Raw genomic sequence first — 26,920 nt, 5'->3', positions numbered from 1 at the left:
ATGCGTGTCAGCATATGTGCGGTCGGCCGAATGCGCGCCGGACCGGAGAAAACCCTGATTGACGACTACATGACCCGGTTCGAGCGCACAGGCCGTGCGCTGGGCCTTGGTCCTGCGCGCGTGGTCGAGGTCGACGACCGCAAGGGCGGCGGCATGGGTGCCGAGGCGGTGTTGCTGCGCAAGGCGGTTCCGGCGGGCGCGGTGCTGTGCACGCTGGACGAGCGGGGCAAGGTGATCTCGTCGCCCGATTTTGCCGATCGGCTGGCGGGCTGGCGCGATGCTGGGCGGCAAGATCTGGCGTTGGTGATCGGCGGTGCGGATGGCATCGACCCCGAGCTGCGGGCCGAGGCCGATTTCTCGATCTCCTTCGGGGCGATGGTCTGGCCGCATATGCTGGTGCGGGTGATGCTGGCCGAGCAACTCTACCGGGCGGCCACCATCCTGGCCGGCAGCCCCTATCACCGGGTCTGAAGGGCATGGCGGGTCTGCTGATCGTCTATCATTCCAGAACCGGCGGCAGCCGCCAGATGGCCGAGGCCTGTGCCGAAGGAGCCCGGCCCGAAGGGCCGACCCTGCTGCTGGGTGCCGAAGAGGCCGGGCCGGATGATCTGTTGGCGGCGGGCGGCTATGTGTTCTGCTGTCCCGAGAATCTGGCGGCGATTTCGGGTGCGATGAAGGAATTCTTTGACCGCTGCTATTATCCGGTCCTGGGCCGGATCGAAGGCCGGGCCTATGCCCAGATGATCTGCGCCGGGTCCGACGGGCAGAACGCGGCCCGGCAGGTGGCGCGCATCGCCACCGGCTGGCGCCTGAAAGAGGCGCAACCGCCGCTGATCGTCTGCACCCATGCGCAGACGCCCGAGGCCATTCTGGCCCCCAAGACCATCTCTGCCCCGGATCTGGAGACCTGCCGCGATCTGGGCCAGGCGCTGGGTGCCGGACTGGCGATGGGGATTTTCTGAGAAAGGCACGTTTTCCTTGCCGCCTTGTGCCGGGCAACGGTACCCTTCCTTTCTGTCGAAGGTGAAAGGAGACCGGGCAATGCTGGCGGATGTCTGGCTTGCTATCCGGAATTGGGCGACCGAGCGACCTGCGGGTGTGGACGACCGGTTGGCCCGTATCCATGTTCTGGCGCGGGTCGGGTTTCCGAACGCGTTGATGGTTCACGCCGCCTTTGTGGTCATCTTCTGGTATCTGGAGATCTGGCCGCTGATGATCTTCAATATCTTCAGTGTCGCGTTATGGGCCGGTGCGACCTGGTGGGTCGTGGTCCACAACGTCTTGCACAGGCCGTTTTTCTATCTGTGCCAGTTCGTCGAGGTCCCGCTGCACGGTGTCTTGGCGACGGTCTATCTCGGGCTTGCGCCGGGGTTCTTCTTTTATCCGCTGCTGACGATACTGATCACCTCGATCCTGACCTTTGTCAGTCGTCCGATGCGGGCCGCGCTGTGCGTTATCTTTATCGTGTCGCTGGCGGCCAGCGGCGCCTATGTCATTTCCGCCGGGCCCATCGCGCCGCAGTCGGCCACCTTCGATGCGGTTCTTTTCGCGATAAACTCGGTCATGTTCGCCAGCATGCTGGCCATGCTGTTGGGGGTGTTCGAATGGCTGGAGGAAGTGTCCGAGACCGAACTTGTCGAGTCGCGCCGGCGTTTAGAGGCGGTCTCGGCGCATCTGGCCAAATATGTCTCGCCGCAGCTGTACCAGGCCATTCTGACCGGGAAACAGGAAAGCCGCGTGGTGTCGCGCCGTCGCAAGCTGACCGTGTTCTTTTCCGATGTCGTGGGGTTCACCGAAACTGCCGAGCGGATGGAATCAGAGGAGCTGACCGCGCTGCTGAACGAATACCTGACCGAGATGTCGAAGATCGCGCAGGCGCATGGCGCGAATTTCGACAAGTTCATCGGTGATGCGATTGTTCTGTATTTTGGCGATCCCGACACGCTGGGTCCCGAAGGGGACGCGCTGCGCTGTGTCGAGATGGCCTGTGCCATGCAGCAGAGGATGGACGAGTTGCAGCGGCGATGGCGGGCCAAGGGGCTGGAACATCCGTTCCGCATCCGCATCGGCATCAACACCGGTTATTGCACGGTGGGCAATTTCGGCAGCGACGAACGGATGGACTACACCATCATCGGGCGTCAGGTGAACCTGACCGCGCGGCTTCAGGCGGCGGCGGAGCCGGGGCAGATCCTGTTGGCGCACGAGACCTGGGCGCTGGTGAGCGACCGGGTGGCCGCCGAACCCGGCGAGACGGTCACGATGAAGGGGATCGCACATCCGGTGCGCACCTATCGGGTGGTGGCAGGTGTGCCGTCTCGGAACCCGGTGGTGAGGGTGGACACGCCGGGGATCAGCCTGCGGCTTGATCCGGCTGGCATGGACGAGGCCGCGCGGGCCGAGGCCGCCGAGACGCTGCGGGCGGCGCTGGGCGCGCTGGAAGAACGTTAAGACGAGGGCTATTGCCCCTGCCGCAGCCGTTCGAGCACCCGCAGCGAGGCATAGCCGTCGGGCATGATCCCAAGCGACAGCTGATAGTCGCGCACCGCGTTGATGGTGAGCGGGCCGATCTTGGCGTCGATCTTTTGCGTGTCGAACCCGGCGGCGGTCAGGCGCTCCTGCAACTCGATCCGTTCGTCGAATGTGAGCGCGCGGTCCTGGCGCGGCCAGTCGCCGCGGATCGGGCCACGACCGGCGATGCGGTCACCCAGATGCCCGACCCCGATCACATAGGCATCGGCGGTGTTATACGTCTCTAATACAGCGAAATTGTCAAAGATCATGAAGACCGGGCCGGTGCCGCCGCCCGGCAGCAGGATCGAGGCCGGGCCATGATCAGGGACCGGTTTGCCATTGGTATCGCGCACCCCCAGAGCCGCCCATTCGGATGGCATCCGCGTCAGTTCCCGCCGCGCGGTTGCCAGATCGAAGCCTTGTGGCAGCGTCACCTCGACCCCCCAGGGCTGGCCGGTGACCCAGCCGTTGGCCTTGAGATAGGCGGCAGTCGAGGCCAGCGCATCGGTCGGATCATCCGACCAGATGTTGCGCCGCCCGTCGCCGTCGAAATCGACTGCGTGATCGCGGTAGGAAGTGGGCATGAACTGGGTATGCCCCATTGCGCCCGCCCAGCTGCCGCGCATGTCGGCGGGCCGGACTTCGCCCGCGTCTAGGATTTGCAGCGCGGTCAGAAACTGTTCGCCAAAGAATTCGGGCCGCCGGGTGTCAAAGGCGAGCGAGGCCAGTGATTGCAGCGTGCTGTCAGTGCCGCGCACCAGCCCATAGGCGCTTTCCAGCCCCCAGATGGCGGCGATGACATGGCGGTCGACGCCCCACTGCGCCTCGATCCGGTCGAACAGGGCGGCATGGCGGGCGACCGCCTTTGTCCCGGCGTCGATACGGGCGGTGGAGACGGCGGTGTCGAGATAGTCCCAGACGGTCTTGGTGAACTCGGCCTGGTTGCGGTCGCGGCGCACCACCTCGGCGTCATAGGTGAGGCCGGGCAGGGCGGCGTCGAGCGTTTTTGCGGATACGCCCTGGGCCAGGGCCTGGGTGTGGAACTCGGCCAGCCAGGCCTGGAATCTGGTTTCGATGTCGGCTGTCACGGGTGTTGTCAGGGCGGGCCGCATGACGGGGCGGGCGGAACTGGCCACGGCCAGTACCAGAGGGGTTTCGGCCAGTGCCGGAGCGCCAAGGCAAATCGCCAGCGCGAGGGATAGTTTCTGCATGCTCGGTCCTGTCCTGCTGCCCATGTGTCAGGTTAGCGGCAAACCGGGATCGGACAAAGGGGTCAGGCCGGTTGCGCGCGGATCTGTGCCAGCGCATCGCGCAGCATCGGCACCCGGCGGGGGCGGAAACTGTTGCTTGTCACCACAAGGTCGCGCATCCGGTCGAGCCGGAACACCCGCACATCCGCCCGCAAGAGGCACCAGGCGATCAGCACGCTGGAGCGATCCATGTAGACGATGGACAACGGATACACAGTGCGCTGGGTCTGTGCCCCATGCATGTCGGTATAACCAAAGGTAACGGCAAGCTCGTCCCAGGTTGCGGCGCGCAGGGTGGCGACCGGGATCGTTGGCGGTTCGGGCCGGTCGAACCGGGTTGCGGTCAGCACCGCATGGGTCAACCGGTGCGACTGGCGCGGCGGCAGGCGGCCCTGCAACTTGCGCAGGGCCTGGCTGGCGGCATGGCTGAGGTCGGGGTCGCCGATCAGCTCGGCCTCGCGCAGACCAAGCACCAGCGCTTCGAGCTCGTCATCGGTAAACCCCAGCGGCGGCAGGGTTGCGTCTTCGATCAGGGTAAAGCCGAATCCCGCCTCGCCGTCGATCACGGCGCCAAGGCCTCGCAGGGCGTCGATGTCACGGTGGATGGTGCGGGGTGAGACGCCAAGATCCTGCGCCAGCGCCGCGGAGGTATGCGGCGGCGGGCCGGAGCGCAGCGCCTGCATGAGCTGGAACAATCGGGCGGTTCTGGACATGGGTTATGTTGACCCGGATCTGATGACAGAAATTGTCATCTGACTATCCTATCCCTCGGGCCATCAAACAAGGATGTTCCCGATGCTGACCCTTTTGACCTTTCCTTCGGCCTTTGGCCTCTACTCCGGCAGCCCGTTCTGCGTGAAGGCGGCCTATATGCTGCATCTTTCGGGGCTGGACTGGCGTCGGTCCGACCTGCTCGATGCCCGCAAGATGCCCCATGGCAAACTGCCGGTCTTACGCACACCCGAGCGCCTGTTGGCCGATAGCGACGCTATCCGCCACTGGCTGGAGGCGCAGGGGGCGGAATTCGACCACGGTCTGAGCGATCTGCAACGGGCGCAATCGCGGGCGATGATCCGGATGGCCGAAGAGCATTTGTACTTTCAGCTACTGATGGATCGCTGGAGCGATGACGCGGTCTGGCACCATCTGCGCGACCGTTTCTTTGGTGAGGTGCCGCGCCTGATCCGCAATCCGGTGGCCAACGGCGTGCGGCGGTCGGTGCTGCGCGGTCTGCGGGCGCAGGGCATGGCGCGATTCAGCGCGGCAGAGCGGATGGAGCGGGCAGAACGGGATTTCGAGGCGATTACCACCTGTCTGTGGCACGGATCGTTTCTGATGGGCGACCGGCCCACGGCTGCCGACCTGTCGGCTGCGCCCATGCTGGCGGCGATGCGGGCCACCCCGGTGGCGACCCCTTTGCAACGGCGCGTTGCCGGGGACCCGATCTTGTCCGACTATATCGACAGGATGGATACGACCCTGCCCCTGTCATGACCGAGATTGCCGATCCGAAGGTTGCGGCGGCTTTTGCCGCCTTTCCGAAAGTGCCGCGCGTCGGGCTGTTGCGGCTTTGCGCGCTGATTCTGGACACCGCCCGGGGGATGGTGGAGGCGCAGCCGCTGCAAGAGACGTTGAAATGGGGGAAGCCTGCCTATCTGGCGCCGCGCGGTTCGATCCTGCGGCTGGGATGTCCCACCTCGGGCGGTTTTGCGCTTTACCTGCATTGCCAGAGCCGTTTGATCCCCGACTATCTGGACCAGTTCGAAGATCTCGACCGGATCGAGCGTACACGCGCGATCCTGTTTCGTGCTGTTGGGGAGATTGACCCAATGAGGCATGGTTGGCTGATCCGCCGGGCGTTGACCTATCATATTCGCCGCTGAACGGGTTTGCTCGGAACGAAAGGCGCGCGCCATGCCTGGAGGAACACGGCGCGCACCAAGGATGCGACAACCGAGGGAGGCCGGTTTATCGCAAGAGATCCGTTCGCCCGTAAACCGCAGGGGCGGACGGATCCGAGGTCAGTTGACCGCCTTGGCCTCGACGAGATCGGACTCGTCGGCGGGCTTGACCGAGGCAATCTCGATCCGGCGGGGCTTCAGCGCTTCGGGCACTTCGCGCTTGAGGTCGATGTGCAGCATGCCGTTTTCATGGCTGGCGCCGGTGACGCGCACATGATCGGCCAGGGTGAACCGGCGTTCGAATGCGCGGGTAGCGATGCCGCGATGCAGATAGGTCCGGGCGGTGTCGTCGGCCGCTTTGCGGGCCGCTACCACCAGGGCGTTTTCCTTGACTTCGACCGACAAGTCGCTGTCGGCGAACCCGGCCACGGCGATCGAGATGCGATAGGCGTCGGGCGCGGTCTTTTCGATGTTGTACGGCGGATAGCTCGGCTGGGTCACGTCGCTGGTCATCACACGGTCCATCAGATCGGCGATCTGGTCGAAACCGATGGTGGCGCGGTGCAGCGGAGCAAAGTCGAAAGTACGCATGGGTCAATCCTCTTCTTCGAGCGATTTGTGATCAGTGCCCTCCTGTGCGGACGGGCGGTTTTCCACACCGGACCCCGCCCTGCGGCGATCCGGTACACTCGAGATGGGAAAGACTGGTCCGGGTTTCAAGACCCGCCGGGGCGGAGGAATTTGGGGCCGGTTCCAGAGCTGCCGGACAGGCCGCCGCCGACCTTGAGCCGTTTGATCGCGGCCTGCGGGGCGGGGGCGTCGCGGCGCATCTGGCGTTTGAGGGTTTCGACCGTGCCGGACAGTTCCATGCCAAAACCTATCGGGCGGCCCTCGGCCACGGTTCCGGCAGAGACCAGCGACAGGATGCGGCCCCGGCTGCCCTCGCGCGCGAGGATGGCGGCGCCGGACGAGCCAAAGGTCACGTCGCAATCGAAGGACATCAGCCCGGCTTGTCGCCACAGCAATTGGCAGGAACGTTGGCGCGAGATCGCCTCGGCCCGGCCGCGCCCGTAGGACGAGACGCTGATTTCGCTGCCGCTGAGGTCGCCGGAATGTAGGGCAAAGGGATCGGCAAGCGCGGTGGGGATCGGATCGGCCAGCCGCATCAGCGCCACATCGGCGCGGATACGGTCGGCCGACGGGGCGGCATTGGGGATGAAGCCGTCGGGCGTGGCGATCTGAACCACGTTGCGTTCGGCGACCGACTTGCCATCGCGGAACCCGGCGCGAAAGGTGATCTGGCCGGGCTGGTAATGGGCCCGGGTACGGGCGTCGAAGGCGCAATGCGCCGCGGTCAGCACCATGTCAGGGGCGATCAGGGTGCCGGTACAGAACCCGGTTCCGGCGATATCCAGTCGACCGACCGCCTCCCATCCAAAGAGATCGTCCCGCTCGGTCAGGCGGCGCAGGCCCGAGTTCTGCGCCGCCGCCGGCAGGGCGAGGCAAAGGCCAAGGAGAAGGGCGAGCAGTCCCCTCATGGCTTGACGAACTTTGCCCCGGAGGTTGTGCCGGGCGTGATGCGGTTGACGCGGGGCAGGGCGCCGGGCGTGGTGGTGCGTGGATTTTCCAGCCCCGCTTTGAGCAGCACCAGCGTATCCCCCAGGGACGACCCCAGCGCAACGCGCGCGCCCTCGACCTCGGCCTTGGCCGAGACCACGGACACGATGCGGGGATGGTCGCCGTCAAAGCTGAAGACCGGCGCGCCGGATGAGCCGAAATCGACATCGCAGGACATCACCAGCACGCCTTGCTGACGGGCCATCACCGGGCAGAGCCGTTGCAGCGATGGTGCCTCGGCCCGATCGTGGGCGTAGGACACGACGCCGACCGACTCGCCGGTCCGGGGCTGGTTGCCGGTCTCGAACGGGATCACGGTGGTGTTGCGGATCGGCTGCTGCAATTGCAGCAGGGCGACATCGTTGCGGACGCGGTCGGCCGAGACATCGCCATCAAAGCGATAGTCCGGGTGTTCGACGGCCCGGCGCACCGGGCGATAGGCCGATGCAGCGCCCCGCCGCCAACCGGCCAGAAACTCGATCCGGGTCGGGTCGATCCGTTGTTTCGTGCGTTTGTCGTACAAGCAATGCGCGGCGGTCAGAACCAGATCGGGCGCGATCAGCGCACCGGTACAGAACCCGGTGCCATCGACATCAAGCCGCCCGACCGCCAGCCAGTCGCGGCCCGCGTCGGTGGTGTCCAGGCTTTGCAGCCGCGTCGCCTGTGCCTGTGCAACAACCGGCAGCGCGGCCAGCGCAAGTGTGATGATCCATTTGTACACGCGGCCCTCCTGCAACGGCTGCTGTTCGGGGTACGGGATGCGTAGGGCGAAAATGGGGCGCAGTCGGGGCATCTTGACGAGGGCCCGGATCCTGCCGTGGCTTGCGTCGGGTGATCAAGCTTGGCAGGGTCGCGTCAGGCTTGCGCATGGCGTGACGCCGCAGTCAGAACGGGGATTCCCAAGTGCCATATTCTCGCGCGGTCAGGCCATGACACTATCCGCATCCCGGTCGTGGCTGGTGCTGGCGGGGCTGGCGCTGGGCGTGACGGTGACCAACGGGTTTGCCCGCTTTGCCTATGGCCTGCTGCTGCCGGCGATGAAATCGGAAATGCAGTGGAACTATGCCCAGTCGGGCTGGCTGAATACGGCCAATGCGCTGGGCTATATCGCGGGTGCGGTGCTGACCATGGTGGCGATCCGGCGCGTCGGCCCGGTGCGCCTGTTCATCACCGGGCTGATTGCCACCACGCTGGCGCTGCTGGCCACCGGAGCGAATGCCGAGCTTTGGTGGCAGACATCGTGGCGCTTTCTGGCCGGGTTCTTTGGCGCGATGTCCTTTTCCACCGCCGGAACGCTGACCGCTGGCCTGTTCCGCGACGACCCAAGGCGCAACGCGCTCGCCATTGCGATCCTGTTCGGGTCGGGCGGGGGCTTGGGCATCGTGCTGGCTGGGGCCGCGCTGCCGCTGTTTCTGGAGGCCTATGGCCCGGCGGCCTGGCCGCTGGCTTGGTATCTGATCGGCGGGGCCAGCCTGACCTTCCTGCCGCTGGCCCTGTGGGCGGCGGTGCAACAGCGCGCGCCCGTTCAGTCGCAGGCCGGGCATGCCCCGTTGCCGCTGCGCCGGATGTTGCCGGAACTGGCGGGTTATGCCGGGTTCGGCCTGGGTTACATCGTCTACCTGACCTTTCTGTCCGCCTGGATGACCGAACAGGCGGCCAGCGCGCCCTTTATCGCGCTGGTCTGGGTGATCCTGGGGCTGTGCATCTCGGTCTCGCCGCTGGTGTGGCGGCCGGTACTGGCGCGCCATGCCTCGGGCCTGCCGCTGGCAATGATCCTGACCGGCATCGCGGTTGGATCGGCGCTGCCGGTGGTGTTGCCCAATGGCCCGGCCCTGCTGGTCTCGGCCGTGGTCTTTGGCCTGTCGGTCTTCATGGCGCCCGGCGCGGTGACCAATTTCGCGCGTCAGAACCTGCCGCCGGAAAGCTGGGGCCGGGCGATCAGCCTGTTCACGGTGGTATTTGCCGTGGCCCAGACGCTCGGCCCCTATGGGGCGGGGCTGGTCGGCGATCTGGTCGGCGATATCGGCATCAGCCTGCTGGTCGCCGCCGGCCTGTTGCTGGCTGGGGCGGCGATTGCATCGCGGCAGCGGCCGCTTTAACGCAGGATCGGCACCTCTGGTGCGCGTTTACCCGGTGCCGTCATCGCCGGAGGCTGCGGCCCGCCCGTGGCCCAATCCAAGAGTTCGACCGTGTGCATGATCGGCAGATCGGTACCCGACCCAATCTGCATCAAACAGCCGATGTTGCCCGCCGCGATCAGGTCGGGTTTCTTGGCCTCGAGCGTGCGGATCTTGCGCGCCTTGAGCTTGCCCGAGATCTCGGGCTGCATCAGGTTATAGGTTCCGGCCGAGCCGCAGCACAGGTGGCTGTCGGCGGGTTCGACGACCTTGAAGCCCGCGCGTTTGAGCAGGTCCTTGGGGTAGGTCTTGATCTTCTGCCCGTGTTGCAGTGAGCAGGCGGCGTGATAGGCCACGGTCAGCCCCTTGTCGGCCCCTTCCGGTATGTCGAGCTGCATCAATAGCTCGCTTATGTCCATCGCTATGGCCGACACGCGGGCGGCCTCGGCCGCCAGCGGTTCGTTGCGGAACATGTGGCCGTAATCCTTGACCGTGGTGCCGCAGCCGCTGGTGTTGATCACGATGGCATCCAGCCCGGCGCCATCCATCTCGCGCACCCAGGCACGGATGTTCCTGGCCGCCGTCGCGTGGCTCTCGCTCGTGCGCCCCATGTGATGGGTCAGCGCGCCGCAGCAGCCCGCGCCCTCGGCCACCACGACCTCGCAGCCCAGCCGGGTCAGCAGGCGGATGGTGGCGTCATTGATATCGGTATTCAGCGCCTTTTGCGCGCAGCCGGTCATTAGGGCGACGCGTTTCTTGCGCGCGCCAGCCGGGGCAAAGCTCTGAGGATCGTCGTTGCGGCTGACGGGTGGGATATGTTTCGGCGCCATGTCGAGCATCGCGCGCAGCCGCGCATCGGGCATCAGCCCGCGGAACGGACGGCCGATCCTGGCCCCCAAGAGCGCCAGCCGGAACCGCGTGGGATAGGGCAGGATGCGCGCCAGAATCCAGCGCAGCGCCCGGTCGCTGAACGGGCGGCGGTAAGTCTGCTCGATATACTCGCGCGCATGATCGACCAGATGCATGTAATGCACGCCCGAGGGGCAGGTGGTCATGCAGGCAAGACAGCTGAGGCAACGGTCGATATGCTTGACCGTCTTTGCATCCGGCACCCGGTTGTTTTCCAGCATGTCCTTGATCAGGTAGATGCGCCCGCGCGGGCTGTCGAGCTCGTCGCCCAGCACCTGATAGGTCGGGCAGGTGGCGGTACAGAACCCGCAATGCACGCAGGAACGCAGGATCTCGTTGGCGCGCTGGATGCCGGGATCGGTCAGCTGTTCGGCGGTGAAATTCGTCTGCATGACTTACCCCATCAGTCCCGGGTTGAAGAGCCCTTTCGGGTCGAACCGCTGCCGCAACCCGCGCGACAGGGCGGCGAGCGGGGCCGGTTCCGGCTGGAACATGGCGCGCTGGGTTCGATCGCCTCGGACCAGTGTCGCATGGCCCGCAAATTCGCCCAGCCGCGCGCGCAGGTCGGTGCCTGCGGGCAGCAATGCCCAGATCAGTCCACCGCCCCAGTCGAACAGCAGCGCCTCGGCCTTGCAGCGCGCGGCCAGCTCTGGCGCGTCGCCCGGTTTCACCGAGATCCGCCAGACATCGCCCACGCGCCCGTGAAATGGCGCCACATCGCGAATGCCCGGCCAGGGATCGTCCTCCAGCCGCGCCATTGTTCCAAATGGCGCAAACAACCGGTTCAGCGCCTCTGCCCGATAGGCGACCGAGGCCTCGAACCCCTCGATCCGAACCAGCGCCTGCCCCAGGGCCGGATCATAGGCCGCGCCGGTCACCTCATAGGGAGAGCCCAGCCCGGCCGACAGCGCGCGCACCGCGGTTCCCGCATCGGGCACAGAAAGTGTCAGAGTCGCTTGCGTCTCGGCCTTCGGCAGCACCTTCAGCGAGACCTCGCTGAGCACCCCCAACGTGCCCCATGACCCGGCCATAAGTTTGACCAGATCATAGCCGGTGACATTCTTCATCACCCGACCGCCGTTGCTGATCACCTGACCCATGCCGTCTACATAGCGCACGCCCAGCAGGAAATCGCGGGCCGCTCCCGCCTGTATCCGGCGGGGGCCGGAGACATTGGCGGCAATGACGCCGCCGATGGTGGGCGTGCCCTCGGTCCCCATCAACCCGCGATGATCCATCGGTTCAAACGCCAGCCGCTGCCCCTCAGTCGCCAGCGCCGTCTCGATCTCGGCCACAGGCGTTCCCGCCTTGGCGACCAGCGTCAGCGCGCCGGGCTCATAGAGCGTGATGCCGCTCAGCCCCGAGACATCCAACTCGGCCTCCGGCCCCGGCACGCCCCGCGTCCCGCCGCCCCGTATCCGGACCGGCGCAGTCAGCCCGGTCACGATCTGGGCCAGTTCGGCCTCGCTTTCTGGTCTCAGCATTGGCTTTCCTCTTGCTGAAAATATCCCGGGGGGAATTGGCCGCAGGCCAAGGGGGGCAGCGCCCCCGCTACTCCGCGGCCACCTGTACCGCGCGTCGGCTTTCCGAGACCGACAGCGGAAACACCTTGGCGGGGTTCAACAGCCACTGCGGGTCGAACACGTCCTTGACCGCCATCTGCGCCTCAAGATCTTCTGCTGCGTATTGGTGCAGCATCAGGTCGCGTTTCTCGATCCCTACCCCGTGTTCGCCGGTCAGGCAGCCGCCCGCATCGACGCAGAGTTTCAGGATATCGGCGCCGAATGCCTCACATTTCTCCAGGTCACCCGGCTTGTTGGCATCGAACAGGATCAGCGGGTGCATGTTGCCATCGCCCGCGTGGAACACGTTACCCACCTTCAGCCCGTATTCCTGACTGAGTTCGCCAATCCGGCGCAGCACCATCGGCAGGGCGGAGACGGGGATGGTTCCGTCCAGGCACATGTAATCGTTGATCTGCCCCATGGCGCCAAAGGCCGATTTGCGGCCCAGCCAGATGCGGGCGCTTTCCTCGGCCGATTGGCTTTCGCGCAGTTCCAGCGGGTTATGGCGCCGGGCGATCTCGATGATGCGGGTCAACTGGTCGTCGATTTCGGCCTCGGACCCCTCGACCTCGACAATCAGCAGTGCTTCGCATTGCGGGTAACCGGCCTTGGCAAACGCTTCGCAAGCCTCGATGCAGAGCCGGTCCATGAACTCGATCGCCACCGGCAGCACGCCGGCCTTGATGATGTCACTGACGCAGGCGCCTGCGACCTCGTTGCTGTCGAACGCCATCAGCACCGGTCGCGCGCCCTCGGGCTTGCGCAGGATGCGCAGTGTGGCTTCGGTGACTACGCCCAATTGCCCCTCGCTGCCGCAGATCACGCCGAGCAGGTCCAGCCCGCCCGCATCCAGATGCGCGCCGCCGATCTCGACCACGGTACCGTCCATCAGCACCATGGTGACACCCAGCAGGTTGTTGGTGGTCACCCCGTATTTCAGGCAATGCGCCCCGCCCGAGTTCATTGCGATATTGCCCGCGATGGCGCAGGCCAGCTGCGACGAGGGGTCGGGGGCGTAAAAGAAATCCTCGGTCTCGACCGCGCCGGTGACACTCAGATTGGTGCGGCCCGACTGCACCCGGATGATGCGGTTGTCATAGTCCGTCTCCAGCACCTCGTTCATCCGGGCCACGCCCAGGATCACGCTGTCGGCGGTGGGCAAGGCGCCCCCGGCCAGCGACGTGCCCGAGCCGCGCGGCACCACCGGCACGCCCTCTTCATGGCAGATGCGCAGCACGTCCGAGACTTCCTGTGTCGAGGCAGGCAGCACCGCCAGCAGCGGCGGGCAGCGATAGGCCGTGAGCGCGTCGCATTCATAGGCACGGGTCTCGGACAGGTCGTCGATCACCGCGTCGGCGGGCAGCACCTGACGCAGCCGTTGCACCAGGCGCGGTTTCTTGGCCAGAACACTCGGGTTCGGGGTGGGCATGTCCATGAACAATCCTCCATCTGGTAAAATAATATTACCAATTTTCGGTTCTGGCAAGAAGAACCGGTAAGACGTACTGTCGCGCAATGACTCTGACCGACCGCATACTTGTTTTTTCGATACTCGACTACAGCGCCGTCGCAGTGCTGATCTGTTGCTGGATCTGGATCGGCTGGCGGATCGAGCATCCGGCGCCGGGAAAGCCGTCTGTTTCGGCCCTGATGGCCGAGTTCCGGCGCGACTGGATGCGCCAGATGGTGACGCGCCAGCCGAGAGTGTTCGATGCGCAACTGGTGTCGATAATGCGGCAGGGGACGTCCTTCTTCGCCTCGACGGCGGTGATTGCAGTGGGCGGCGGGTTGGCGTTGATCGGCAATACGGATCGGCTGGCAGGGGTCGCGGACGATCTGGCATTGGGTGCCGCGCCGGCGCTGGTATGGGAGATCAAGATACTGATCGTGCTGCTTTTCCTGTCGAACGCATTCCTGAAATTCGTCTGGGCAAACCGGCTGTTCGGGTATTGCGCCGTGTTGATGGCGGCGGTGCCGAACGATCCCGAAGATCCGCGCTGTTTCCCGCGGGCGTCGCAGGCCGCCGATATCAACATCACCGCCGCCCGCAGTTTCAACAAGGGGCTGCGGGCCACCTATTTCGCGCTGGCCTCCGTCGCCTGGTTTGCCGGGCCGCTGGCGTTGGTCGCGGCGGCGGTGGTGACGACGGTCATCCTGTATCGGCGCGAGTTCGCATCGCATTCGCGCGAGGTGATGTTGCGGCTGCCGGCGGATAGTGGGTCGCACACGCCATCGTGAAACGCGCCGAACCGGTGTTGCGATAGACTGCGGTAATGCGCAGCCTGTTTTCCTTGCTTCTCGTGGCCTCACCCGTTCTGGCCGATCCCCCATCCATCGAAGCCGTGTCCGCGACTCGGGCGGCCGACGGATGGCGATTCGACGTGACCCTGCGCCACCCGGATACCGGTTGGGACCACTATGCCGACGGCTGGCGGGTGCTGGACATGCAGGGCAACGAGATCGGGATGCGGACCTTGTTGCATCCCCATGAGACAGAGCAGCCCTTTACCCGGTCCTTGAGCGGGGTACAGCTTGCCGAAGGGGCGCGGCAGGTTCAGGTGCAGGCCCGGTGTAATGTCGATGGCTGGACACCCGTGATGCGGATCGTGGATCTTCCCTGGCCGTAAAAGAAAAGGGCCGGTGTCCCGGCCCCTTGGTCTTTGGTTTGCGGTTTCGATCAGCCGGGCGACATGCCCCGCAGCCGTTCCGAGCGGCGGCGCAGCAGTTCCACCACTGTCAGCAGGGCGATCGAAATGATCACCAGGATCGTTGCCACCGACAGGATGGCCGGGCTGATCTGTTCGCGGATACCGTTCCACATCTGGCGCGGGATCGTCTGTTCGTCGAGTCCGCCGACAAAGAGCACCACCACAACCTCGTCAAACGAAGTGACAAAGGCAAAGAGCGCGCCCGAGATCACGCCGGGCAGTATCAGCGGCATTTGTACCCGAAGGAAGGTGGTGACCGGATCGGCGCCCATGTTGGCGGCGGCCCGGGTCAGCGAGTGGTCGAACCCCACCAGTGTCGCGGTCACGGTGATGATCACGAAGGGAATGCCGAGCGTGGCATGCGCCAGGATAATCCCCAGGTATGGAATGCCCCAATCCTGGATCCGGATCGACGAGTAGAAGAAGAACAGACCGGTCGCGGTGATGATGATCGGCACGATCATCGGCGAGATCAGGATTGCCATCACCGCGCGGCGGCCCGGCATTTCGGGCCGCGACAGACCCAGGGCAGCGATGGTGCCCAGCGTGGTGGCCAGGATGGTCGAGAAGAAGCCGATGATGATCGAGTTCTTGGTCGCCTGGATCCATTGCGCGTTCGACCATGCGTCGGCCCACCAGGATCCGTCGCGCGGCGCCTCGGGAGCCTGCATGCCAAAGGTCAGCAGCAGGTCGTACCAGCGCATCGAATAGCCCTCGGGATCGAACTTCAGCATCTTGTCGCTGAAGGTGAAGTAGGGCTCGGCGTTGAAGCTGAGCGGGATGATCACCAGGATCGGCGCGATCAGAAAGATGAAGATCACCACGCAGATCACAAGGTAGGTGTAGTGCCAGACCCGTTCCAGCGTCGAGGCGTGTTTGGGAAGAGCCATGTGCGGTTACCCCAGCTTCAGGTTGTCGATGCCCACGAGCTTGTCGTAGAGCCAATAGAGCAGCAGAACACCGCCAAGCAGCAGGGCGGCCAGAGCGGCGGCCAGCGACCAGTTCAGCGATTTCTGCATATGGAAGGCGATCAGGTTCGAGATCAGCTGCCCGTCGGCGCCGCCGACAAGGGCGGGGGTGATATAGTACCCGACAGCCAGGATGAACACCAAGAGCGCGCCGGCACCGATGCCGGGCACGGTCTGCGGGAAATAGATGCGGCGGAACGCGGTCCAACTGGTTGCGCCCAGCGAGCGCGCGGCGCGGACATAGGACGGGTTGATCAGACGCATCACCGAGTAGAGCGGCAGCACCATGAAGGGCAACAGGATATGTGTCATCGCAATCACCGTGCCGGTGCGGTTGTACATCATCTGCAACCGGTTCTCGTCACCCAGAAGGCCCATGCCGACCAGCGCGTCGTTCACCACGCCCTGGCTTTGCAGCAGGACCATCCAGCTGGTGGTCCGCACCAGAAGCGACGTCCAGAACGGTAGCAGGACGAGGATCATCAGCAGGTTCGAATGGCGCAGCGGCAGCGTCGCCAGCAGATGCGCGATCGGATAGGCCAGCACGAAGGTGAGGAAGGTGATCAGCAGCGAAAGGGTCAGCGTGCGGGTGAACAGCTTGACATAGACCTGCCGGTTTTCCGGCACCATTACGACAGAGCCGTCGGCATCGCGTTCGCGGTCGATCGCGGCCAGGTAGAAGTTCATCGTATACGATGACGAGGCGCCGCGCATTGCCTGCCACAGATCCGGGTTGCCCCAGTCCTTGTCCAGATCCAGGATCGCCTCCTTGTATGGAGGCTCCAGCTTGTTGGCGCTGCGGGCGGCCTTGGTGAACATCGAGCGCGAGCCCGACAGTTCATAGTTGATCCGGGTCCCGGCCTGACCGGGTGCCTTCAGATCGCGCAGCACAACCAGATCGGCGGCCAGCGCGGCATAGGCTTCTTCGTTCGGCTCGGTGCCGGGCGGATTGGCATCGAACCATGCGGCAAGGTTGGTCATGATCGGCGTGCGGTCGCCGGTTGTCACGTCTTCCTGCCAGGTGAATCCTTCGTTGTAGACCGATTTGTACAGCATCTGGCCAATCGGAAAGACGAAGGTGATCAGGATAAAGGCCAGTAGAGGTAAAACGAGCAGGAAAGCCCGGCGTCGGGCGCGGGCCTGAGCTCGCATCAGCGCCCCTTTGAGCGGTTTGCCGTCAGCGGTGGTAAGCGGCTGGGCGATGTCGGTCATCTGGCGTCGTCCTGGAAATTCGGGAAAGGTGGGGCCGTCCCCCGGTTGGGGAACGGCCCGGTTTTCAGATCAGTTCGCCAGCCAGGCGTTGAAGCGCTCGTTCAGTTCGGCGTCCTTGTCGACCCAGAACTCGAAGTTGTTGACCAGCGCGTTCTTCAGGGCCGCTTCCGAGGTCGGCATGTGCGGCGCCATCTCGGTCTTGCCATCCTGATAGAGGCCGACCAGAGCGCCCGAGGACTTGCGTGCCGGGCCATAGCTGATCCACTTGGCCTGATCCGCCAGCGCCTGGGTGCTGGTCGAGAAGGCGATGAACTGCATCGCGGCGTCCTTGTTCGGTGCGCCTTTTGGGACCACGAACAGGTCGAAGTCGAGGATCTGGCCATCCCACATGATTTCGAAGGGCTGGCCTTCGGCCACGGCGGCGTTGAAGATACGACCGTTATAGGCGGTCGACATCACGACTTCGCCGTCTGCCAGCAGCTGCGGTGGCTGTGCACCGGCTTCCCACCAGACGATGTCGTCCTTGATCCGGTCCAGCACCGCGAATGCGCGGTCGACGCCTTCGTCGGTGTCGAGCACTTCATAGACTTCGTTCGCCGGAACGCCATCGCCCATCAGAGCCATTTCCAGGGTGGCCTTGGCCGACTTGCGCAGGCCGCGCTTGCCCGGGATCTTGCCGGTGTCGAAGAAATCGGCGATCGAGGCCGGTGCCATCGAAACGTTGGCTGTGTTATAGGCAACCGCGGTCGACCAAACGATGTTGGCGACTGCGCAATCCTGGATCGCACCGTCGATGAAGTCTTCGGTCGCGGCGGTGCCATCGGGCGCCGCGGACAGGATCGACGGGTCGATCTCTTCCAGCAGGCCCTCGTCGCACAGGCGCACGGCGTCCGAGAATTCGACGTCGGCCACGTCGACCGACACGTTGCCGGCTTCGACCTGTGCCTTGATCGGGGTTGCCGGGTTGTCGGCATCGACCGAGTTCACCTTGATGCCGGTGGCGGCGGTGAAGGGCTTGTGATAGGCCTCAACCTGGCTCTTGGCATAGGCGCCGCCCCAGGACATGACGGTGACTTCCTGCGCCGAGACGGCAAAGGCCGCCGACGTCAGAGCTGTTGCCAGCAATGCGGTCTTGAGTTTCATGTAGTTCTCCCATGTTGACCATTTAGGTTCGGTTTTTTGGATCGGTCGAAGCACGCATCGACCGTTTCCGAAATCAGCGCCCGTGCAACGGGACGCATGTTTGCGGCGCCGGGTCAGGCGTCCAGCGCGCGGCAATCTTCGGGCAGCCAGCCGATTTCGATCTGGGCCCCGGGTTCCAGACGGACCTGATCGGGCGCGTTCCGGGTCTTGATGATGAATTCATCATTGCCCGCCACCTTCAGACGGGTGCGGAAGATGTCACCCATATAGATGAACTCCATCACCTCGGCCTTGAGCGTGTGCGCGCCAGGCTTCAGCCTCGATTTGTTGAATTCGACCCGTTCCGGGCGGATCGACACGCGGGTGCGTTCGCCGGGCCTGCTGACGTTAACGGGTTTGCAGTCGATCAGCTCGCCATCGTCCAGCCGGACGACCGCGATACCGTCGCGGACTTCCTTGACCTCGCCTTCGAGCGTGTTGTTCTCGCCGATGAACTGGGCGACAAAGCTGTTGGCGGGCTGTTCGTAGAGCTGGTCGGGCGGCGCCAGCTGCTGGATCACGCCGTCGTTGAACACGGCCACCCGGTCCGACATGGTCAGCGCCTCGGTCTGGTCGTGGGTCACGTAAACCACTGTGATACCCAGGTCATGCGCCAGACGGGTGATTTCGAACTGCATCTTTTCGCGCAACTGCTTGTCGAGCGCGCCCAGGGGTTCGTCCATCAGCACCAGTTCGGGTTCGAACACCAGCGCGCGCGCCAGGGCGACCCGCTGTTGCTGGCCACCGGACAGTTGCGCGGGCCTGCGCCCGCCGAAACGACCCATTTCCACCATGTCGAGCGCGCGCTGGATCTTTTGCTCACGTTCGGATTTGCCGATCTTGCGCACCTCAAGCGGAAAGGCGAGGTTCTCGGCGATCGTCATATGGGGGAACAGGGCGTAGTTCTGGAACACCATGCCGATGCCGCGTTTGTGCGGCGGAATGTTGTTGATCGGGTTGCCGTCCAGCTTGATCTCACCATGGGTGGCGGTTTCGAACCCGGCCAGCATCATCAGGCAGGTTGTCTTGCCTGATCCCGAGGGCCCGAGCATCGTCAGAAACTCGCCCTTGGGCATCGTGAGATTCAGATCTTTGACGACTAGTGTCTCGCCATCATAACTCTTCTGAACGCGTTCGAATTCAACGAACGCGTCATTGCTGGCGCGTGTGGTCAATGCCACCTCCCCGTAATGAACATACGTGCGATCTGCGTCGCTATTGACCCGAAGTTAAGCGCGCATGGCGGGCCGTTGCAACCGAATTGCGACAGTTTCAATACAGTTGCGACGCTTTCAGGGACATTTGACCAGCTTAGGGGCAAAAAAACAGGCCGCCGAAAAACGGCGGCCTGGCGATTCCTTTTTAGATGTTCAGCGGATCAGGCGGCGCTCTTCAAAAGGTCCCGCTTCTGGATCTCGGCATAGGCCTCGTCCAGAGACTTGCGGATTCGCACGAACATCTCGTCAATCTCGGCCGGGGTGATGACCAGCGGCGGTGAAATGATCATCCGGTCGCCGACGTGGCGCATGATGACGTTGTTCTTGAAACAGCGCTCGCGGCAAATGTAACCGACAGTGCCCGCTTCCGACGCGAATTTCGCGCGGCTCGCCTTGTGTGGGGTCAGGGCGATCGAACCCATCATGCCCACGATCTTGGCCTCGCCCACCAGCGGATGATCCAGCAGACCCTCCCATTTCTGTTTGAGATAGGGGGCGGCCACCTCGCGGACATGGTCGATGATCTTCTCTTCTTCGAGAATGCGCAGGTTTTCGAGCGCCACGGCCGCGGCCACCGGGTGACCGGAATAGGTGTAGCCGTGATTGAACTCGTCCATGCCGATGACCTCGGCCACCTCGTCGCAGATGATCGAGGCGCCGATCGGCACATAGCCCGAACTCATGCCCTTGGCGACGGTCATGATATGTGGGCGGATGCCCAGGGTTTGCGAGCCGAACCAGTTGCCGGTGCGGCCGAATCCACAGATCACCTCGTCCGCGATCAGCAAGATGCCATATTTGTCGCAGATGCGCTGGATCTCGGGCCAATAGGTATCGGGCGCCACGATGACGCCACCGGCGCCCTGTACGGGTTCGGCGATGAACGCCGCGACGCGGTCCTGGCCAAGCTCCAGGATCGCCTCTTCCAACTCGCGGGCACGGGCAAGGCCAAACTCGGCCGGGGCCATGTCGCCGCCTTCGGCCCACCAGTTGGGTTGGTTGATGTGATGGATATTCGGAATCATGCCGCTTTGCGCATGCATCCCGGCCATGCCGCCCAGCGCGGACGAAGCGACCGAGGAACCGTGATAGGCGTTCTTGCGGCTGATGATGATGTTCTTGTCCGGCTGCCCCTTGTTCTGCCAGTAGGTGCGGACGAGACGGATGTTGGTGTCGTTGGCATCGGACCCGCCCGACGAGAAGAACACGTGGTTCAGGTCGCCCGGAGCCAGTTCCGCCAGTTTCTGCGCCAGGGCGATGGCCGGAACATGGGTCGTCTTGAAGAAGGTGTTGTAATAGGGCAGCTCGCGTATCTGGCGGGCGGCGACCTCTGCGAGTTCCTCGCGGCCATAGCCGATGTTGACGCACCACAGGCCTGCCATGCCGTCGAGGATTTCTTCGCCTTCGCTGTCGGTCAGCCACACACCCTTGGCGCGGGTGATGACCCGGGCGCCTTCCTGGCCCAGTGCATTATTGGCCGAAAACGGGTGGACATGATGGGCTGCATCCAGCGCCTGCAACTCGGCCGTGGGCATATGATTGGTAATGGTCACCATCGGGTGAGTCTCCTGCAAAAACGGGTTTGGCGACAGAATATGATCAAATTTTTCGGTGTCAAATCGAATCGTGTCACGCCTCGGTTTCGGAGAGCACGCCGAGCATCTGCTCCATGCCTTGTTCGACGTCTTGCTCCATCGCGCGCGCGACGCCTTCGGCATCCTTGGCGCGCAGGGCATCAAGCATCTCCTTGTGCCGGTCGGGCAGGTTCTGGGTTCCGAACCGGCCACACACCACCCGCAGGGACGGGCCAAAGCGAAGCCAGAGCCGATCCGCCATTTCGGTCAGAATCGGCGCGTCGGCAATCGTGTAGAGCAAAGCATGGAAATCATAGTTGGACCTCAGATAACCGCCGACATCTCCGGTTTCGATGGCCTGGTCCAAGGCTAAATCCAACTGTTCCAAAGCTTCGGCCGCTGCCGGGGTCATATTATGCGCCGCGCGGCGTGCCAGTTCGGCCTCGATTGATTTCCTTACGAAAATGACCTGACGCAGATCTTCTTGCGTCAGAACCGGCACGCTGATGCGCCGATTGCCCTGGAACATCAGCGCGCCTTCGGACATCAGGCGGCGGATCGCCTCGCGTACAGGCGTCATGCCAGCGCCGAGCGAATCAGTCAGTCCCTGGATGGTTACAGCCTGCCCCGGAGCCAGCTCTCCGAACAGAATCATGGATCTCAGGGTCTGATACACCTGCTCGTGAACAGGTTGTTTCGTGTCCGCCTGGGCGGGATTTGTCGCCTGTTTTTTGATCATATTCAAAGGACTTGCCCCTATTTCGACATCACGGCTTGTCAGGTGTTCTACTTGATGAAAACATAAACACTGTTGCCGTAGAAGGCAAAACTTGATCAAATCTAGGCAGGCGGGAAAATACCCACCAGCTCGCAGGGAGACATTCAATGACTTTTAAATCGCTGACACTCACGGCGGTGATGGCGCTGGCCACATCGGCGGCTTTCGCCGAAGAGGTACGCGTCTACAACTGGTCGGACTATATCGACGAAGAGTTGCTGGCCAAGTTCGAAGAAGAAACCGGCATCAAGCTGATCTATGACGTGTTCGACAGCAACGAGGTTCTGGAGACCAAGATGCTGGCCGGCGGATCGGGCTATGACGTGGTGGTGCCGACAGGAACTTTCCTGCAACGTCAGATCCAGGCGGGCGCGTTCCAGAAGCTCGACATGTCGAAGCTGCCCAACCACGCGAACATGTGGGATCAGATCGAGTCGCGCACCGCGCAATACGATCCCGGCAACGAATATTCGATCAACTACATGTGGGGCACAACCGGTCTGGGTGTGAACGTCGGCAAGGTCAAGGAAGTGCTGGGCGAAGACGCGCCGATGAACAGCATGGATCTGGTGTTCAAGCCCGAGAACATGGAAAAGCTGGCCGCCTGTGGCGTGCATTTCCTGGACGCGCCCACCGAACTCATCCCGGCGGCCCTGAAGTATCTGGGTGAGAACCCTGACAGCCACGACCCGGATGTGATCGAAAAGGTGGAACCGGTTCTTATGGGTGTACGGCCCTATATCCAGAAGTTCCACAGTTCGGAATATATCAACGCGCTGGCCAACGGCGATATCTGCGTCGCGGTCGGCTGGTCGGGCGACATTCTTCAGGCCCGTGACCGCGCCGCCGAAGCGGACAATGGTGTCGAGATCGAATACCACGCCTTCAAGCAAGGTTCGCTGATGTGGTTCGACCAGATGGCGATCCCTGTCGATGCGCCGAACCCCGACGCCGCGCACAAGTTCCTGAACTTCATCATGGACGCGCAGAACATGGCGGCGGCTTCGAACTATGTCTACTACGCCAACGGCAACAAGGCCTCGCAAGAGTTCCTGGTCGAGGATGTGATCGGCGATACCGCCATCTATCCGGACGAGGAAACCATGCAGAACCTCTATACCACCTCGCCCTATCCGGCGAAGGTCCAGCGGACCGTGACCCGTCTGTGGACCAAGATCAAGTCGGGCACCTGATCACCGACACTAATTGCGGGGCAGGCCGGGTGGCCTGCCCCGTCGCGTTTACCCCACTTTAACGAGACAGACGGGGGCTTACCTTGCAATCTTCGAAATTTGCGCCTTGGGACGATCCTGACGCGAAACCGCTGATTCGTTTCAAGAACGTGACCAAACGGTTTGGCGAGTTCACTGCAATCGACAACCTGACACTGGACATCTACGAGCGGGAATTCTTTGCTCTGCTCGGTCCCTCGGGCTGTGGCAAGACGACGATGATGCGCATGCTGGCCGGGTTCGAAAGCCCAACCGAAGGCGTGATCGAACTGGCCGGGCAGGATATTGCCCCGGTGCCACCGAACAAGCGGGCGGTGAACATGATGTTCCAGTCCTATGCGCTGTTCCCGCATCTGTCTGTCTGGGACAATATCGCCTTTGGACTGCGTCGCGACAGCATGCCCAAACGCGATGTCGAAGATCGCGTCGAAGAGATGCTGCGGCTGGTTCGGCTGGAGAAATTCGCAAAGCGCAAGCCGCACCAGATTTCGGGCGGGCAGCGGCAGCGGGTTGCTCTGGCGCGGTCGCTGGCCAAGGCGCCCAAGCTGTTGCTTCTGGACGAGCCGCTGGGCGCGCTGGACAAGAAGTTGCGCCAGGATACCCAGTTCGAACTGATGGATATCCAGGAAAAGACCGGCACCACCTTCGTGATCGTGACCCACGACCAGGAAGAGGCGATGACCGTCGCCAGCCGAGTGGCGGTGATGGATCAGGGGCAGTTGATGCAGGTGTCGACCCCGGACCGTATCTATGAAACGCCCAATTCGGTCTATGTGGCCGACTTCATCGGTGACGTGAACATCATCCAGGGCCGCGCCACGCAGGACGGCGAAGAGACCTATCGCATCGATTGGGCCGAAGGGCAGAAGCCCTTGACGGCTAAGTCATCCAATGTGTTCTCGGCCGGGCAGACCTGCCATCTGGCCATTCGGCCCGAAAAGGTCGCGATTACGGCCGAACGTCCCGAGGATGCCGCCAACGCGGTGCAGGGCCGGGTGCATGACATTGCCTATCTGGGCAATCTGTCGACCTATCACGTGGAATTGTCAAACGGCACGATCATCAAGGCGCAGACCTCGAACACGCGCCGGATCTCGCGCCGGACCTTTACATGGGAAGACACTGTCTGGCTGTCCTGGACGGCCACGGCGGGCGTTCTGCTGGCCAACTGATGCGCCGGTTTTTTCTGATCGCCATCCCCTATGCCTGGCTTACGGTGCTGTTTTTGGTGCCGTTTGCCATCGTGTTCAAGATTTCGCTGTCGGACTATGCCGTCTCGATCCCGCCCTATGTGCCCCAGTTCGACTGGGCCGAGGGGATCATGGCGTTCATCCGCGAACTGGATTTCGAGAACTTCATCTTCCTGACCGAGGACGACCTGTACTGGAAAGCCTATCTGAGCAGTCTCAAGATCGCCGTCACGGCGACCTTTCTGACGCTCTGCGTGGGGTATCCGATTGCCTATGGCATGGCCCGCGCGCCCGAGGAATGGCGCCCGACGCTGATGATGCTGGTCATCCTGCCGTTCTGGACCTCGTTCCTGATCCGCGTCTACGCCTGGATGGGGATCCTGTCGAACGAAGGGTACCTGAACCAGATCCTGCTGTGGACCGGGATCATCAACGAGCCGCTGACCATCCTGAATACCAATACCGCCGTCTATATCGGCATCGTTTACACCTATCTGCCCTTCATGATCCTGCCGGTCTATTCCGCGCTGGATCGTCTGGACGGATCGTTGATCGAGGCGGCCGAGGATCTGGGCTGTTCGCGGGCGCAGGCGTTCTGGCTGGTGACCATTCCACTGTCGCGGCCCGGCATCATTGCGGGCTGTTTCCTGGTCTTCATCCCGACATTGGGTGAATTCGTGATCCCGTCGCTTTTGGGCGGCTCGGGCACGCTGATGATCGGCAAGGTGTTGTGGGAAGAGTTCTTCTCGAACCGCGACTGGCCTGTGGCCTCGGCCGTGGCGGTGATACTGCTGCTGATCCTGGTGATCCCGATCGTGCTGTTCCAGCGCAACCAACAGAAACAGGCGGAGGCGGAGCAATGAGCAGACTGAGCTGGTTCAACACCGTATCCCTGACGCTGGGATTCGCCTTTCTCTATATCCCGATGGTCATCCTGATCGTCTACAGCTTCAACGAAAGCAAGCTGGTGACGGTCTGGGCGGGGTTCTCGACCAAGTGGTATGGCGAACTGATGCGCAACGACGCGTTCCTGAGTGCGGCCTGGGTGACGGTAAAGGTGGCGGTGCTGTCGTCGACCTTTGCCACCATCCTGGGCACCATGGGCGCCTATGTACTGGTGCGCGGCGGGCGTTTCAGGGGGCGGACCCTGTTTTCCGGCATGATCTATGCGCCGCTCGTCATGCCCGAGGTGATCACCGGTCTGTCACTGTTGCTGCTGTTCATCGGAATCGGGATCGAGCGCGGCGTGATGACCATCGTTCTGGCGCATACGACGTTTGCCATGTGCTATGTCTCGGTGGTGGTGTCGTCGCGACTGGTGACCTTCGACCGTTCGCTGGAAGAGGCGGCGCTGGACCTCGGCTGTTCCCCGGCCGAGGCGTTCCGTCTGGTGACCCTGCCCATCATCGCCCCTGCGGTGATCTCGGGCTGGCTGTTGGCCTTTACCCTGTCGCTTGACGATCTGGTCATCGCTTCGTTCACCTCCGGCCCCTCGGCAACGACCCTGCCGATCAAGATCTTCTCGGCGGTGCGTCTGGGCGTCAGTCCGGAAATCAACGCGCTGAGTACCATCATGATCGGAATCGTCACGGTTGGGGTCATCTCGGCATCGCTTATCTCGAAACAGGCGCTGGTTCGCCAGAAACGGGATGAGCAGGCAGCAGCCCGCGTGCAATGAAACGGATATTTTCCGACTTTGCCTATGGCGCCGGGCCGCGCCAGGGCTGCTGGTGGGACGAGACCATCGACGCGCCGGACTGGCCGGTTGCCTCTGGCGATATCCGGGCGGATGTTGCCATTGTCGGCGGCGGTTTTACCGGCATGTCGGCGGCGCTGCACCTGGCCGAACGCGGGGTGGCGGTGACTCTGCTCGAAGCAGAGGCGCCCGGCTGGGGCGCCTCGGGGCGCAATGGCGGGTTCTGCTGTCTGGGCGGCTCCAAGCTGAGCGATACGCGAAAACGCAGACGTTACGGTGACGACGGTGCGCGGGCGTTTGACCAGGCCGAGGTGGACGCGGTCGATCTGGTCGCGGACCTGATCGCGCGGCACGGGATCAATGCAGATACCCATTCCAAAGGCGAGACACGGCTGGCCCATTCCACGCGCGCCATGGAGGCCCTGCGGCGCGAGGCGGACGCGGGTCATGGCAGGCTGCACGAAAAGCATGATCTGGAGGCCGATGGGCTGAACGGCCAGTTCTTCGGCGGGCTGACCACCGATGTCGGCTTTGCGCTGAATCCGCGCAAGTACCTGTTCGGGTTGGCTAAGGTGGCTGCGGCAAAGGGCACCCGCCTTTTTTGCAACAGCCCCGTGACCCGGATAGCGCCGGGCGGACGGGGCCATATCCTGCATACGCCTGCGGCCCGGATCGAGGCGGAAGCCGTGTTGATCTGCACCAATGGGTATTCCAGCGAGGACATGCCACCCTGGCTGGCGGGCCGCTATATGCCCGCGCAATCCAGCGTGATGGTGACCCGCCCGATGACTGATGCGGAACTGCGGGCGCAGGGCTGGACGTCGGATCAGATGGCCTATGACACGCGCAACCTCTTGCACTACTTCCGACTGATGCCGGACCGACGGTTTCTGTTCGGAATGCGGGGCGGCTTGTTTTCCTCACCCGGGGTTGAGGCGAGGATTCATGCCCGGATGCGTCGTCATTTCGATGCGATGTTCCCGGCCTGGACGGGGATCGAGGCGACAAACATGTGGTCCGGAATGGTCTGTCTTGCGCGGGATCTGATGCCCTATGTCGGGCCAGTGCCGGGCTCGCCCGGCCTGTTCGCTGGGCTTGCCTATCATGGCAACGGGGTTGCGATGGGCACCTATTCAGGCCGTGCCCTGGCGCGGTTGGCGCTGGGCGAACAGGCAGGTTTACCGCTGGCAATGCAAGGTCCATTCAGGCGCTTTCCGCTTGGCCGTCTGCGCCGCGCCGTGATGCCGCCTGCTTATCTGGCCTATGGGCTGGCCGACCACCTGTGAGCCT

The 26,920-nt window shown here is 63.5% G+C and carries 27 protein-coding genes; 13 read left to right on the top strand and 14 right to left on the bottom strand.

The features are described from left to right. The 3 genes from rlmH to OE747_RS05095 all read left to right on the top strand — a co-directional run bounded on the left by rlmH (position 1) and on the right by OE747_RS05095 (position 2,451). Complete coding sequence (rlmH, locus tag OE747_RS05105; protein ID WP_263827520.1) at positions 1-471, top strand: 23S rRNA (pseudouridine(1915)-N(3))-methyltransferase RlmH; 471 nt, start codon at positions 1-3, stop codon at positions 469-471. Positions 472-476: 5 nt separating this feature from the next. Then, entirely contained in the window at positions 477-962 is a 486-nt protein-coding gene (locus tag OE747_RS05100) for a flavodoxin family protein (protein WP_263827519.1), read from the top strand. A 79-nt stretch (positions 963-1,041) separates the two neighbouring features. Continuing rightward, complete coding sequence (locus OE747_RS05095) at positions 1,042-2,451, top strand: adenylate/guanylate cyclase domain-containing protein (protein WP_263827518.1); 1,410 nt, start codon at positions 1,042-1,044, stop codon at positions 2,449-2,451. A gap of 8 nt (positions 2,452-2,459) precedes the next feature. On the opposite strand, the gene OE747_RS05090 is transcribed toward OE747_RS05095, so the two are convergent. Next, positions 2,460-3,725: a lytic murein transglycosylase gene (locus OE747_RS05090; protein ID WP_263827517.1), complete on the bottom strand. Its 1,266-nt coding sequence runs from the start codon at positions 3,723-3,725 to the stop codon at positions 2,460-2,462. Positions 3,726-3,787: 62 nt separating this feature from the next. After that, on the bottom strand, positions 3,788-4,477 hold the full coding sequence (locus OE747_RS05085) for a helix-turn-helix transcriptional regulator (protein ID WP_263827516.1): 690 nt from the start codon (positions 4,475-4,477) through the stop codon (positions 3,788-3,790). Between the two features lie 82 nt (positions 4,478-4,559). On the opposite strand from OE747_RS05085, the gene OE747_RS05080 reads away from it, so the two are divergent. After that, complete coding sequence (locus OE747_RS05080; RefSeq protein ID WP_263827515.1) at positions 4,560-5,258, top strand: glutathione S-transferase family protein; 699 nt, start codon at positions 4,560-4,562, stop codon at positions 5,256-5,258. Further along, entirely contained in the window at positions 5,255-5,647 is a 393-nt protein-coding gene (locus OE747_RS05075) for a DUF1801 domain-containing protein (protein WP_263827514.1), read from the top strand. Before OE747_RS05080 ends, OE747_RS05075 begins: the two co-directional genes overlap by 4 nt. A 138-nt stretch (positions 5,648-5,785) precedes the next feature. On the opposite strand, the gene OE747_RS05070 is transcribed toward OE747_RS05075, so the two are convergent. From OE747_RS05070 to OE747_RS05060, 3 genes are all read right to left on the bottom strand, one after another. Beyond that, positions 5,786-6,256, bottom strand: a complete 471-nt coding sequence (locus OE747_RS05070) for an Hsp20 family protein (RefSeq protein WP_164130315.1) — start codon at positions 6,254-6,256, stop codon at positions 5,786-5,788. A 125-nt stretch (positions 6,257-6,381) separates the two neighbouring features. Next, on the bottom strand, positions 6,382-7,203 hold the full coding sequence (locus OE747_RS05065; protein WP_263827513.1) for a trypsin-like serine peptidase: 822 nt from the start codon (positions 7,201-7,203) through the stop codon (positions 6,382-6,384). After that, positions 7,200-8,003 (bottom strand): trypsin-like serine peptidase, encoded by an 804-nt coding sequence (locus tag OE747_RS05060; protein ID WP_263827512.1) that lies wholly within the window; start codon positions 8,001-8,003, stop codon positions 7,200-7,202. The genes OE747_RS05065 and OE747_RS05060 overlap by 4 nt, the downstream gene beginning before the upstream one ends. A gap of 208 nt (positions 8,004-8,211) precedes the next feature. On the opposite strand from OE747_RS05060, the gene OE747_RS05055 reads away from it, so the two are divergent. Further along, positions 8,212-9,381 (top strand): YbfB/YjiJ family MFS transporter, encoded by a 1,170-nt coding sequence (locus OE747_RS05055; RefSeq protein WP_263827511.1) that lies wholly within the window; start codon positions 8,212-8,214, stop codon positions 9,379-9,381. On the opposite strand, the gene glcF is transcribed toward OE747_RS05055, so the two are convergent. From glcF to OE747_RS05040, 3 genes are all read right to left on the bottom strand, one after another. Next, positions 9,378-10,700, bottom strand: coding sequence for a glycolate oxidase subunit GlcF (glcF, locus tag OE747_RS05050; RefSeq protein ID WP_263827510.1), 1,323 nt, complete (start codon positions 10,698-10,700; stop codon positions 9,378-9,380). The genes OE747_RS05055 and glcF overlap by 4 nt on opposite strands. Before the next feature lie 3 nt (positions 10,701-10,703). Next, entirely contained in the window at positions 10,704-11,789 is a 1,086-nt protein-coding gene (locus OE747_RS05045) for an FAD-binding protein (protein ID WP_263827544.1), read from the bottom strand. Positions 11,790-11,859: 70 nt separating this feature from the next. Further along, positions 11,860-13,308 carry an FAD-linked oxidase C-terminal domain-containing protein gene (locus OE747_RS05040; protein WP_263827509.1) on the bottom strand — a complete coding sequence of 483 codons (1,449 nt, stop codon included), beginning with the start codon at positions 13,306-13,308 and terminating at the stop codon, positions 11,860-11,862. 80 nt (positions 13,309-13,388) lie between these two features. Here OE747_RS05040 and OE747_RS05035 point away from each other — a divergent pair, with 80 nt between their 5' ends. Beyond that, positions 13,389-14,111, top strand: coding sequence for a DUF599 domain-containing protein (locus OE747_RS05035; protein ID WP_263827508.1), 723 nt, complete (start codon positions 13,389-13,391; stop codon positions 14,109-14,111). Positions 14,112-14,146: 35 nt separating this feature from the next. Continuing rightward, positions 14,147-14,500 (top strand): hypothetical protein, encoded by a 354-nt coding sequence (locus OE747_RS05030; protein ID WP_263827507.1) that lies wholly within the window; start codon positions 14,147-14,149, stop codon positions 14,498-14,500. Positions 14,501-14,550: 50 nt separating this feature from the next. Here the strand turns inward: OE747_RS05030 and OE747_RS05025 are convergent, their stop codons facing one another. The 6 genes from OE747_RS05025 to OE747_RS05000 form a co-directional block, all read right to left on the bottom strand. Continuing rightward, complete coding sequence (locus tag OE747_RS05025) at positions 14,551-15,471, bottom strand: ABC transporter permease (protein ID WP_263827506.1); 921 nt, start codon at positions 15,469-15,471, stop codon at positions 14,551-14,553. A gap of 6 nt (positions 15,472-15,477) precedes the next feature. Next, positions 15,478-16,761, bottom strand: coding sequence for an ABC transporter permease (locus tag OE747_RS05020; protein WP_263827505.1), 1,284 nt, complete (start codon positions 16,759-16,761; stop codon positions 15,478-15,480). A 69-nt stretch (positions 16,762-16,830) separates the two neighbouring features. Next, positions 16,831-17,904, bottom strand: a complete 1,074-nt coding sequence (locus OE747_RS05015) for an ABC transporter substrate-binding protein (RefSeq protein ID WP_263827504.1) — start codon at positions 17,902-17,904, stop codon at positions 16,831-16,833. A gap of 113 nt (positions 17,905-18,017) precedes the next feature. After that, positions 18,018-19,118 carry an ABC transporter ATP-binding protein gene (locus OE747_RS05010; protein ID WP_263827503.1) on the bottom strand — a complete coding sequence of 367 codons (1,101 nt, stop codon included), beginning with the start codon at positions 19,116-19,118 and terminating at the stop codon, positions 18,018-18,020. Positions 19,119-19,321: 203 nt separating this feature from the next. Then, the gene (locus OE747_RS05005) at positions 19,322-20,716 is read right to left on the bottom strand and encodes an aspartate aminotransferase family protein (protein ID WP_263827502.1); all 1,395 of its coding nucleotides are present in this window, start codon (positions 20,714-20,716) and stop codon (positions 19,322-19,324) included. Between the two features lie 73 nt (positions 20,717-20,789). Continuing rightward, on the bottom strand, positions 20,790-21,473 hold the full coding sequence (locus OE747_RS05000) for a GntR family transcriptional regulator (RefSeq protein ID WP_263827543.1): 684 nt from the start codon (positions 21,471-21,473) through the stop codon (positions 20,790-20,792). Between the two features lie 146 nt (positions 21,474-21,619). On the opposite strand from OE747_RS05000, the gene OE747_RS04995 reads away from it, so the two are divergent. From OE747_RS04995 to OE747_RS04975, 5 genes are all read left to right on the top strand, one after another. After that, a complete protein-coding gene (locus OE747_RS04995; RefSeq protein ID WP_263827501.1) occupies positions 21,620-22,705 on the top strand; it encodes a polyamine ABC transporter substrate-binding protein in 1,086 nt (361 codons plus the stop codon). A gap of 83 nt (positions 22,706-22,788) precedes the next feature. Further along, the gene (locus OE747_RS04990; RefSeq protein ID WP_263827500.1) at positions 22,789-23,916 is read left to right on the top strand and encodes an ABC transporter ATP-binding protein; all 1,128 of its coding nucleotides are present in this window, start codon (positions 22,789-22,791) and stop codon (positions 23,914-23,916) included. Further along, positions 23,916-24,797, top strand: coding sequence for an ABC transporter permease subunit (locus tag OE747_RS04985; protein WP_263827499.1), 882 nt, complete (start codon positions 23,916-23,918; stop codon positions 24,795-24,797). Before OE747_RS04990 ends, OE747_RS04985 begins: the two co-directional genes overlap by 1 nt. Continuing rightward, positions 24,794-25,612 carry an ABC transporter permease gene (locus OE747_RS04980; protein ID WP_263827498.1) on the top strand — a complete coding sequence of 273 codons (819 nt, stop codon included), beginning with the start codon at positions 24,794-24,796 and terminating at the stop codon, positions 25,610-25,612. Before OE747_RS04985 ends, OE747_RS04980 begins: the two co-directional genes overlap by 4 nt. Continuing rightward, positions 25,609-26,916, top strand: coding sequence for an NAD(P)/FAD-dependent oxidoreductase (locus OE747_RS04975; protein WP_263827497.1), 1,308 nt, complete (start codon positions 25,609-25,611; stop codon positions 26,914-26,916). The genes OE747_RS04980 and OE747_RS04975 overlap by 4 nt, the downstream gene beginning before the upstream one ends. The last annotated feature ends 4 nt before the right edge of the window (positions 26,917-26,920 follow it).

Origin of the sequence: Ruegeria aquimaris (assembly GCF_025751555.1) — a bacterium.
GTDB classification, from domain to species: Bacteria; Pseudomonadota; Alphaproteobacteria; order Rhodobacterales; family Rhodobacteraceae; genus Ruegeria_B; species Ruegeria_B aquimaris.
The sequence above is the reverse complement of the archived record's forward strand: the minus strand, read 5'-3'. Positions and strand labels throughout refer to the sequence as shown.

Excerpts from the sequence above, each read along its gene's own strand:
- rlmH (WP_263827520.1), top strand. The coding sequence starts at position 1 with ATGCGTGTCAGCATATGTGCGGTCGGCCGAATGCGCGCCGGACCGGAG.
- OE747_RS05100 (WP_263827519.1), top strand. The coding sequence starts at position 477 with ATGGCGGGTCTGCTGATCGTCTATCATTCCAGAACCGGCGGCAGCCGC.
- OE747_RS05095 (WP_263827518.1), top strand. The coding sequence starts at position 1,042 with ATGCTGGCGGATGTCTGGCTTGCTATCCGGAATTGGGCGACCGAGCGA.
- OE747_RS05090 (WP_263827517.1), bottom strand. The coding sequence starts at position 3,725 with ATGCAGAAACTATCCCTCGCGCTGGCGATTTGCCTTGGCGCTCCGGCA.
- OE747_RS05085 (WP_263827516.1), bottom strand. The coding sequence starts at position 4,477 with ATGTCCAGAACCGCCCGATTGTTCCAGCTCATGCAGGCGCTGCGCTCC.
- OE747_RS05080 (WP_263827515.1), top strand. The coding sequence starts at position 4,560 with ATGCTGACCCTTTTGACCTTTCCTTCGGCCTTTGGCCTCTACTCCGGC.
- OE747_RS05075 (WP_263827514.1), top strand. The coding sequence starts at position 5,255 with ATGACCGAGATTGCCGATCCGAAGGTTGCGGCGGCTTTTGCCGCCTTT.
- OE747_RS05070 (WP_164130315.1), bottom strand. The coding sequence starts at position 6,256 with ATGCGTACTTTCGACTTTGCTCCGCTGCACCGCGCCACCATCGGTTTC.
- OE747_RS05065 (WP_263827513.1), bottom strand. The coding sequence starts at position 7,203 with ATGAGGGGACTGCTCGCCCTTCTCCTTGGCCTTTGCCTCGCCCTGCCG.
- OE747_RS05055 (WP_263827511.1), top strand. The coding sequence starts at position 8,212 with ATGACACTATCCGCATCCCGGTCGTGGCTGGTGCTGGCGGGGCTGGCG.
- glcF (WP_263827510.1), bottom strand. The coding sequence starts at position 10,700 with ATGCAGACGAATTTCACCGCCGAACAGCTGACCGATCCCGGCATCCAG.
- OE747_RS05040 (WP_263827509.1), bottom strand. The coding sequence starts at position 13,308 with ATGGACATGCCCACCCCGAACCCGAGTGTTCTGGCCAAGAAACCGCGC.
- OE747_RS05035 (WP_263827508.1), top strand. The coding sequence starts at position 13,389 with ATGACTCTGACCGACCGCATACTTGTTTTTTCGATACTCGACTACAGC.
- OE747_RS05030 (WP_263827507.1), top strand. The coding sequence starts at position 14,147 with ATGCGCAGCCTGTTTTCCTTGCTTCTCGTGGCCTCACCCGTTCTGGCC.
- OE747_RS05025 (WP_263827506.1), bottom strand. The coding sequence starts at position 15,471 with ATGGCTCTTCCCAAACACGCCTCGACGCTGGAACGGGTCTGGCACTAC.
- OE747_RS05020 (WP_263827505.1), bottom strand. The coding sequence starts at position 16,761 with ATGACCGACATCGCCCAGCCGCTTACCACCGCTGACGGCAAACCGCTC.
- OE747_RS05015 (WP_263827504.1), bottom strand. The coding sequence starts at position 17,904 with ATGAAACTCAAGACCGCATTGCTGGCAACAGCTCTGACGTCGGCGGCC.
- OE747_RS05005 (WP_263827502.1), bottom strand. The coding sequence starts at position 20,716 with ATGGTGACCATTACCAATCATATGCCCACGGCCGAGTTGCAGGCGCTG.
- OE747_RS05000 (WP_263827543.1), bottom strand. The coding sequence starts at position 21,473 with ATGATCAAAAAACAGGCGACAAATCCCGCCCAGGCGGACACGAAACAA.
- OE747_RS04995 (WP_263827501.1), top strand. The coding sequence starts at position 21,620 with ATGACTTTTAAATCGCTGACACTCACGGCGGTGATGGCGCTGGCCACA.
- OE747_RS04985 (WP_263827499.1), top strand. The coding sequence starts at position 23,916 with ATGCGCCGGTTTTTTCTGATCGCCATCCCCTATGCCTGGCTTACGGTG.
- OE747_RS04980 (WP_263827498.1), top strand. The coding sequence starts at position 24,794 with ATGAGCAGACTGAGCTGGTTCAACACCGTATCCCTGACGCTGGGATTC.
- OE747_RS04975 (WP_263827497.1), top strand. The coding sequence starts at position 25,609 with ATGAAACGGATATTTTCCGACTTTGCCTATGGCGCCGGGCCGCGCCAG.